This window comes from Litorivivens sp. (assembly GCF_041625495.1).
In the GTDB taxonomy this organism is placed as follows: domain Bacteria; phylum Pseudomonadota; class Gammaproteobacteria; order Pseudomonadales; family Spongiibacteraceae; genus Litorivivens.
The window spans coordinates 1-8,129 of record NZ_JBFJTH010000168.1; the positions used below are offsets into that span (position 1 = coordinate 1).

Below are 8,129 nucleotides of genomic sequence, written 5' to 3' on the forward strand. Positions count from 1 at the left end.
GGGTGTAGTGTGTTTTCCATAGTGGCATTCTAGCGCCATGGCGCGATTGGGATAGCCATTTTCGGACCTGTTCCTGTTTAACCCCTTGTAATGTCTGTGTGTGCTCAGGGGGCCTATGATGAGACTTGATAACGATAATGAGGATAGCGGATATGAAAGTCGCAGTTTGGGGAACGGGTAACGTCGGCCGCCCGGCGATACGGGCAGTGCTAAACCATGCCCAGTTGGAACTGGTTGGCGTGATCGTTTCCAGTGAGGCGAAAGTGGGGCGCGACGCGGGCGAATTGGCCGGTGTGGCGCCGGTCGGTCTGAAGGCCACGCTCGATTATGACGCCGTGCTCGCCCAAGGCCTGGACGCAATGATCTACACCGCCTCGGCAGATATCCGCCCCGACGAAGCGTTGGCAGATTTACTGACCTGCCTGAGGGCTGGGTGCAATGTGGTCAGTACCTCCTTTTACGACTTTTTGCATCCGGCGCTGGCGCCCCGGGAATCGATGGACAAGGTGGAGGCTGCCTGCCAAGAGGGTAAGGCGAGCCTGTTTGTGTCGGGTATCGATCCCGGCTGGGCGATGGATATCATGCCCGTCTTCGGCAGCGGCATGGTGTCGGGTATTACCCAGATTCGCTGCCAGGAAATATTCAATTATGCGCTGTACGACGCGCCAGATATTGTCCGCTATGTGATTGGCTTTGGTCAGCCAATGGAAGAGCTCCCGCTTATGCTGCACAGCGAAGTGCTGCTGAAAATCTGGGAGCCTATGGTGCGGCTGGTTGCGCAGGGCGTAAATGTTGAGCTGGACGAAGTGACAACGCAGGTGGAACGACGGCCACTGGAAAAGAGTGTTGATGTGAAAGGTATGGGCACTTTTGAAAAAGGTGGTCAGGGCGCTTTTCGTTTTGAAGTGATGGGGATGAAAAACGGTAAACCCCTGATCGTTGCGGAACATATCACGCGTATTGATGCCAGCTGCGCACCGGACTGGCCGTATCCACCGAATGAGGGTGGTTGCCATCGGGTGTTGATTTCCGGCGACCCTGATCTGGAGATTACGGTACACGGCCATGATCATCATGATTCTGGTGCTGCCGCGGGTGGTAATGCGACAGCGGCAAACCGTGTGGTGAATGCCATTCCGGCGGTCTGTGGAGCGGCACCGGGCGTTGTGTCGCCATGGGATTTGCCAGCAATCACCGGCGCTGCGCAAATAAAATGTTAGGTGTGCAGGTGTTTTGTGATCGATTGAGCAAGGTCGGAGAATAACGCAATGAATGATGAGCTACTCAAATTGCTGGCACCGGTGCCACAAAAGCGCCCGCTGTTGCCGGAGCTGTCGCCGCAGGCGGAGCTGGCGCTACTGTGCCGGGTGTTATTCAGAGACGGCTACAACGATCATATAGCGGGGCATATTAGTTACCTGCAGGATGATGAAACGATTTTGATCAACCCTTGGGAGCTGGCTTGGGACGAGCTGACAGCGGGGGATATCCTGCGACTTGATAAAACGGGCAAGGTGATCGAGGGCGGTTGGAACGTGACCCCGGCAGTCAACCTTCACACTGAAATCCATGCCCGCCGCCCTGATGTCAACGTTATCATTCATAACCATTCCCGCTATGGCACGCTCTGGGCTAATGCCGGGCGGGTGCCACCGATCTACGATCAGACCTCGGCGCAGGTGAACGGTGAATTAAAGCTGGTAGATGAATACAACGCGGCGGTGAATGACACCAGTGAAGGCGCCCGCTGCGCAGAATTGCTGGGTGATGCAAAGTGGGCGCTGCTGGCTAACCACGGCGTGTTGGTTGTGGCAGACAGCATCGCGCAGGCCCATTTGCGTGCTGTAACGCTCGAGCGGCGGGCGCGCACTGCCTATGAGGTAGAGGCGCTCGGTGGTGGTAAGCCCATGGTTGAGAGCGTTGCCGATTCAGTGGGCGAGATGATCGATGGCAATGGCTTCCCGTTTTTATGGGAGGCCATGGCCCGGCGTGAACTGCGCAGCGATGCCACGATTCTTGATTGTTAAACCGCCCCGCTTTGTTTCATGGCGGTAGACAAAGCAAACCCGGTCCATCGGCGCAGAGCTTTGTTCTGGCTGATTGTGCTCAGCTTGCCGTTACTGGCGCTGATGGCTCAGCTCGATCACTTGCCGCAATGGTTGGGTGATTCTTCGGCGTCTTTTGAACTGCAAGTGCGTTGGTTGGTGGCGCTGCTCGTGCTACTGAGCCTGCCGCTGGCTATACCGCTGGTGCTGTTGTGGCGTCTGGCAGAGCGGACGCGAATCGCAACACGCTTTCCGCCACCGGGTACATTGCTGTTGCGCGATACTCCAGTGCGCGAAGGGAGGGCAGCGTTACGCTACGCCCGTCTTCTGAAACTGCTGACAGTGTTACTTGCCTTGGCCATTGGCGCCATTCCCGTCGCCTTGCTTCTGATGCTGAGGGCGATTACCGGGAGCTGAAGAGGCAGGTAATGGGCGTCGCCCGAGTTTTTCGGTCTGGTGGACAAGAATCGGTGTGGATAGATCAACACCCTGAGCGATGGATTCTTCGAAGACTTTCTGATTGATCATAAATCGTGTGCCGAAAAGATGCTGGCGTACGGTGCGAGTTACCTTGGTGTTGGGGATTGCTTCCAGGTAGTACCACAGCGTGTAGGTGAGCGCGTAGTCGCCGGCCTGAGTGAGCGCCCATTCGAATTCACAGTTGGCGTTGATCCGGTTTTGCTCGTTGTCGCCCAGCGCTTCAGCGACAGCGCTAAACATTGTGTCTATGCGACGGCGATATTTCTGCAATTCGATGTTGCGCTCTTCTGGGTCGGTCGCCTGAATTTCGGGGTAGCCAATGTTGTATTGTAGGGATTCCCGCAGGCCGTCTATAGAGGCGCGTTTTGTGAGGTTTTCTACCGTCAGGTTGATCAGTTTGCTGTTGCGAATCAGGGAGCGGTGGTTGTTCTGAATGTTTAGCAAAATGGTGTAGATGAACGTCACTTTGTTGATGATGTAGATATTGGGGTCACCCTCAAGGCGCACTGTGTCTCCGTCTGACATCATGTCGGAATTGAGAATCACCATGCCGTAGTAAATATCCGGCGCCCAGATTTGGTTGGTCAGTGCCATAAAGGCGAAGAGCAGACCAAAAATCCCGGTGGTTTCGAGCAGACTGTCCAGGCCCCAGATTTTGATCAGGGCATAGATGACTACCAGTACCAGAACGACAACGGCAAACAACTCCATCAAGCGACTGTTGTAGCTGTCGAGATAGACCAGCTTGTCGTCGATTTTCCGCTCAATGCCAAAGCGCTGACGAATGAAATGGGAGATCACATTGAAGACAAAAATCGCGCCGTATACCGGCACCAATGACAGTCCCAACCGTATGAAAAACTGGTGGTAATCCGGCAGTAGCCATACCAGTACAAGGTCAGCGAGGGTGAGCACCAGCAGCATGTAGGCCATGACGCGCAGCAGGCCCTGCTGAAAGTCGGTGTTGCGTCCGTCATTGAAGGCCAGTGAGATCGGTCGCGCTGCGATAATCAGAATAATATTGAGCAGGGCGACGAGACCATGGGCCAGAAGTTGTGAGCCAACCAACGATTCGACAAGTTCCACAGCGTGCTCTCTAACAGGGTTTACGCCATTGTGCCGTCATTTGCGGGCCGCTGCTACAAATGGAGGAGGCAGCGCATTGGGCGAGCTGCGATACTGGCCATTGGTAGCCAATAATATGGAAAGTGAGATATGGGGCTGATTAGAGATCGGGTAGTGGTTGTTACGGGTGCCAGTCGGGGCGCAGGCAAGGGTATTGCGCTAGCGCTCGGTGCCACGGGCGCGACTGTTTACGTGACCGGGCGCAGCCAGCGCGAGGGCGATGCACCGCTGCCGGGAACCGTTTTTGCGACTGCCGATGAGGTGACCGCGCGCGGCGGCGAAGGTATCGCCGTAGTGTGTGATCACAGCGACGACACCCAAGTAAAGGCGCTGTTTGAACAGGTTGAACGCGAGCAGGGACGCATTGATATTCTGGTAAACAATGCGCTCTATGTTCCTCCGGAACTGGTGCAGCACGGCCCGTTTTGGGAAAAGCCGCTTAGCTTGCAGGCAATTCTGGATGTGGGAATGCGCTCGACCTATGTGGCCAGTTATTATGCGGCGCCGCTGCTGCTGAAGGCCGGGGCTGGGCTCGTGGTTAACACCTCTTCCTTTGGCGGGCGTTGCTACATGCACGGCCCGGCTTACGGTGCCGGCAAGGCAGCGGTGGATAAAATGGCCCACGATATGGCTGTCGATTTCAAGCCTTACAATGTCGCGGTGGTTTCCCTGTGGATGGGGCTCTTGAAAACTGAGCGCAGCCAGCAGGTATTTGATGCTGATCCGGAGCTGTATCGGGAGATGGAAGCAACCGCTGAGAGTCCGGAATTTCCGGGGCGTGTTATTGACGCTCTGGCGAAAGATCCTACACTGATGGAACGTACTGGCAAAGTTTGGGTGGGGGCCGAATTGGCCGAGGAATACTCGGTTGTGGATGTAGACGGCAAAAAGCCGCCTTCTCACCGGCCGATGTTGGGTGATGTAACCACTTTCAGCGATGCTGTCATTGAGTAGGAGTATTGATGTGGCTGCCCTGACCTTTTCAACAGAATCTATCTCGTCTGCTGCGGCGCTGGCGCTCATTGATGCTGCGGTTAACAAAGCAAATGCCATGGGGGTTGCGGTTGCAGTTGCCGTGGTCGATACCGATGGCATGCTCAAGGCCTTTCATCGTATGGATCATACCCCGGTCATCGCTGTAGACGCCGTGCCGGCGAAAGCGCGGGCGGCACTGATGGGGCTGAGCACGGAAGAGCTGGCGGAAGCCCTGAGCAATAACCAGGCAAACCTGCTGTCGATGGTAACGATGAAGGATGTCACTTTACTCGGTGGCGGATTGCCGATTCGTTCCGGCGAAAAGATCATCGGCGCTATTGGTGTCGGCGGTGCGTTGACTGAAGAAGATGTCAAAATCGGCGAGGCAGCGTTGGCGGTGCTAGAGTCTATGTAGTCGCCGCGCAAGTGCATTGCGAGTGAGCGCATTGGCGCTGGCTCGGCTTCTTTCCTTCCTTTCCGGACTAAACCCTTGCCACACTGGCATAAATTCCCCGGGTAGTGGCCCAATTCCAGAACCGAATATGGCCCATTTGGACTATAGGCGCGGGGCGTCAATCCGCTAAAATTTTCGCCTTTAGTTCAAACTGGGAGTAATGGCGATGGACGGAACAGTTCACGTAAGCAGCGACAAGGGTCTGAATTCCGAACTGGCACAAACTCTGCTCCAGCGAGCGCAGGATTTGCAGCCGGTATTGCGTGAGCGCAGCGCCAAAGCCGCCGAGATCCGTCGTATTCCCGATGAAACCATAGCCGACTTTCAGGCAGCGGGCTTTTTCAAAATGCTTCAGCCCGAGCAATGGGGCGGCTATGCGCTTGATCCGCAGGTGTTTTACGCAGTTCAAATGAAGATTGCCGAAGCCTGCATGTCCAGCGCCTGGGTACTGGGCGTGGTCGCTGTGCACAACTGGCAGCTGGCCCTGTTTGACGATCAGGCGGCGCAGGATGTGTGGAAAGATGACCCAACCACCCTGATTTCCTCCTCATACGCGCCGGTTGGCAAAGTTGAAAAGGTCGACGGCGGCTACAAGCTCAGCGGTCAATGGGGCTTTTCCAGCGGCAGCGAGCATTGCGACTGGGTGTTCCTCGGCGCGGTAGTACCGGAAGAGGGCGCGCCCTTTGATATGCGCAATTACCGAACCTTTTTGCTGCCCAAAGCCGATTACGAAATTATTGACACCTGGCACGTAGTCGGCCTGAAAGCCACGGGCAGCCAGGATGTCCGTGTGGAAGGCGCCTTTGTACCTGAGCACCGCACGCACAAACTGATCGACGGCCACAACTGCGATAACCCCGGCAATAAGGTCAATGACGCGCCGGTGTTCCGGCTGCCATTCGGCCAGGTATTTGTGCGCGCGGTCTGTACCGCCTCGCTGGGTGCGCTTGAGGGCGCACTGGCTGCTTACGTTGAAACCGCCAAAACGCGAATGGTTGGTCCGGCCAAAATGGCAGATGACCCGTTTGCCCGCCGTTTGGCCGCCGATGTGAAAACAGCGATTGTGGAAATGAAACGCACCATGTTCAGCAATTTCGACGCCATGATGGAGTGCGCCCGCGCCGGTCAGCCCATCGCTATCGATGACCGTGTTCAGTATCGTTTTGATTCGGCCGTTGTGGCAGATCGCTGCGCCGAACTGAGCGCCCGCATGCTTAAAGCCGTGGGCAGCAAGGGGATATTTCTGGGTAATGGCGTGTTGGAGCGGCATCTGGATATCATGGCCAGTCAGGCCCACGTGGCCAATAATGTAAACATGTACGCCAACAACTTTGGCGGTGTACAGTTTGGCAACGACAATACAGATCTGAACCTCTAAGCAGGGAGCTGAGCGATGGCACAATTGGTAGAAGGATTACCTGAAGGTAAGTACGCCAAGCTGGCCAACGGCCACACCATTCACTATCTGGATCAGGGTAGTGGTGAGCCGGTGGTGTTTTTACACGGTTCAGGCAGCGGCGCCAGTGGTCACAGTAACTTTAAATTCAATTATCCCTTTCTGGCCGAGAATGGCTATCGTTCCATCGTGCCGGATCTGATCGGCTACGGTTATTCGGACAAGCCCGATGATGTGGAATATCACATCGATTTTTTTGTGGAGTGCGTTAAACAGACGCTCGATGTCATCGGCGTCGATAGCGTGCACTTGATTGGCAATTCTCTGGGCGGCGCGATAGCGATTCGCTATGCGCTGACCTATCCGGATCAGGTAAAAACCCTGAACCTGATGGCGCCAGGCGGCATCGAAGACCAGCCCTCGTATTTCGCGATGCCTGGCATGGCGATCATGAAGGAGGTGTTTACCGGTGGCCCGAATAAGGACGCGCTGGAACAGTTTATCCGTCGCGGCCTGGTATATGATGAGTCGGTGGTGGACGAACAACTGGTCAACGAGCGCTGGGGCATTTTTCAGCAGCAGAATATGCAGGTGATCAACACTATGGTTGTTCCCAATGTTGAAGACCGGTTGGGTGAGCTGAACTGCCCGATTATTGCGTTCTGGGGTGCTAACGAAAACATGATGCCGGAAACCGGTATCGCCAAGCTCACCAAAAAGTGTAAGAACATACGCCTTACAATCGTTTCCGAGTGCGGCCATTGGGTGATGGTGGAGCACAAGGAGCTGTTTAACCGCATGACACTGGATTTCTTGAAAAATGGATAAAGCCAGACAGGAAGCGCTGGGCGATGAGCTGTATCACGCTCTGACGACCCAGACTACGTTGACACCCTTTACCGAGCGTGAGGCCGATATCACCATTGATGACGCCTACTATATTTCTCTGCGCATGGTCAGCCGCCGGGTCGAAGCCGGTGAAAAGATTATCGGCAAAAAAATAGGTGTTACCAGTAAGGTAGTACAAGACATGCTGGGCGTGCACCAGCCGGATTTTGGTTTCCTGACCGATAAAATGGAATATGAAAACGGTGCTGATATTCCAGTTGCGGGCAATCTGATTGCACCGCGTGCCGAAGCAGAAATCGGCTTTAAGTTGAAAAAGGATCTGGTCGGCCCCGGTGTTACCGAGCAGGATGTGCTCGATGCTACCGATTACATTATGCCGTGTTTTGAAATTGTTGATTCACGTATCAAGGACTGGAAGATCAAGATTCAGGACACCGTGGCAGACAATGCATCCTGTGGTGTATTTGTGCTGGGTAGCGAAAAGGTTGATCCACGCGATGTGGATCTGCCGAATCTGAAAGTGGTGGTGAAGAAGAACGGCGAGTTCCTCAGCGAAGGCTTGGGCAGTGCGGTGCAGGGTAACCCGCTGACGGCAGTGGCCTGGTTGGCCAATACGCTGGGCGCCTACGATATTCCCTTTAAAGCCGGCGAAGTGATTTTGTCTGGTTCTCTGGTGCCGCTGGAGAACGTGAAGGCTGGCGACAAAATGGAAATGGTTCTGGAAGGGGTTGGCAGCGCGAGCTGTCAATTTGTTTAAGTAGATTCTTCGCGGGCAGGGCCCGCTCCCACAAATTACTATCCGACA

At 55.1% G+C, this 8,129-nt stretch carries 9 protein-coding genes; 8 read left to right on the forward strand and 1 reads right to left on the reverse strand.

The annotated features are described in order from the left end of the window. The first annotated feature begins 152 nt into the window (after window positions 1-152). From ABYP39_RS15545 to ABYP39_RS15555, 3 genes are read left to right on the forward strand one after another with little or no spacing between them, the layout of a single operon-like run. Window positions 153-1,220 (forward strand): dihydrodipicolinate reductase, encoded by a 1,068-nt coding sequence (locus ABYP39_RS15545; protein ID WP_372783444.1) that lies wholly within the window; start codon window positions 153-155, stop codon window positions 1,218-1,220. 48 nt (window positions 1,221-1,268) lie between these two features. Further along, window positions 1,269-2,027, forward strand: coding sequence for a class II aldolase/adducin family protein (locus ABYP39_RS15550; RefSeq protein WP_372759349.1), 759 nt, complete (start codon window positions 1,269-1,271; stop codon window positions 2,025-2,027). An 18-nt stretch (window positions 2,028-2,045) separates the two neighbouring features. Continuing rightward, window positions 2,046-2,462, forward strand: a complete 417-nt coding sequence (locus tag ABYP39_RS15555; protein WP_372783446.1) for a hypothetical protein — start codon at window positions 2,046-2,048, stop codon at window positions 2,460-2,462. On the opposite strand, the gene ABYP39_RS15560 is transcribed toward ABYP39_RS15555, so the two are convergent. Then, window positions 2,391-3,611: a hypothetical protein gene (locus tag ABYP39_RS15560; RefSeq protein WP_372750353.1), complete on the reverse strand. Its 1,221-nt coding sequence runs from the start codon at window positions 3,609-3,611 to the stop codon at window positions 2,391-2,393. The two genes, ABYP39_RS15555 and ABYP39_RS15560, sit on opposite strands and share 72 nt — an antisense overlap. A 129-nt stretch (window positions 3,612-3,740) precedes the next feature. On the opposite strand from ABYP39_RS15560, the gene ABYP39_RS15565 reads away from it, so the two are divergent. The 5 genes from ABYP39_RS15565 (at window position 3,741) to ABYP39_RS15585 (ending at window position 8,081) form a co-directional block, all read left to right on the forward strand. Next, window positions 3,741-4,604, forward strand: a complete 864-nt coding sequence (locus tag ABYP39_RS15565; protein ID WP_372783448.1) for an SDR family NAD(P)-dependent oxidoreductase — start codon at window positions 3,741-3,743, stop codon at window positions 4,602-4,604. Window positions 4,605-4,614: 10 nt separating this feature from the next. Then, complete coding sequence (locus ABYP39_RS15570) at window positions 4,615-5,040, forward strand: heme-binding protein (protein WP_372759669.1); 426 nt, start codon at window positions 4,615-4,617, stop codon at window positions 5,038-5,040. Between the two features lie 205 nt (window positions 5,041-5,245). Continuing rightward, complete coding sequence (locus ABYP39_RS15575; protein WP_372750029.1) at window positions 5,246-6,457, forward strand: acyl-CoA dehydrogenase family protein; 1,212 nt, start codon at window positions 5,246-5,248, stop codon at window positions 6,455-6,457. Between the two features lie 15 nt (window positions 6,458-6,472). Then, entirely contained in the window at window positions 6,473-7,303 is an 831-nt protein-coding gene (locus tag ABYP39_RS15580) for an alpha/beta fold hydrolase (protein WP_372750030.1), read from the forward strand. Beyond that, window positions 7,296-8,081: a fumarylacetoacetate hydrolase family protein gene (locus ABYP39_RS15585; protein WP_372750031.1), complete on the forward strand. Its 786-nt coding sequence runs from the start codon at window positions 7,296-7,298 to the stop codon at window positions 8,079-8,081. The genes ABYP39_RS15580 and ABYP39_RS15585 overlap by 8 nt, the downstream gene beginning before the upstream one ends. Window positions 8,082-8,129: the final 48 nt, after the last annotated feature.

Coding starts and splice junctions, on each gene's coding strand:
- ABYP39_RS15545 (WP_372783444.1), top strand. CDS start 153: ATGAAAGTCGCAGTTTGGGGAACGGGTAACGTCGGCCGCCCGGCGATA.
- ABYP39_RS15550 (WP_372759349.1), top strand. CDS start 1,269: ATGAATGATGAGCTACTCAAATTGCTGGCACCGGTGCCACAAAAGCGC.
- ABYP39_RS15555 (WP_372783446.1), top strand. CDS start 2,046: ATGGCGGTAGACAAAGCAAACCCGGTCCATCGGCGCAGAGCTTTGTTC.
- ABYP39_RS15565 (WP_372783448.1), top strand. CDS start 3,741: ATGGGGCTGATTAGAGATCGGGTAGTGGTTGTTACGGGTGCCAGTCGG.
- ABYP39_RS15575 (WP_372750029.1), top strand. CDS start 5,246: ATGGACGGAACAGTTCACGTAAGCAGCGACAAGGGTCTGAATTCCGAA.
- ABYP39_RS15580 (WP_372750030.1), top strand. CDS start 6,473: ATGGCACAATTGGTAGAAGGATTACCTGAAGGTAAGTACGCCAAGCTG.
- ABYP39_RS15585 (WP_372750031.1), top strand. CDS start 7,296: ATGGATAAAGCCAGACAGGAAGCGCTGGGCGATGAGCTGTATCACGCT.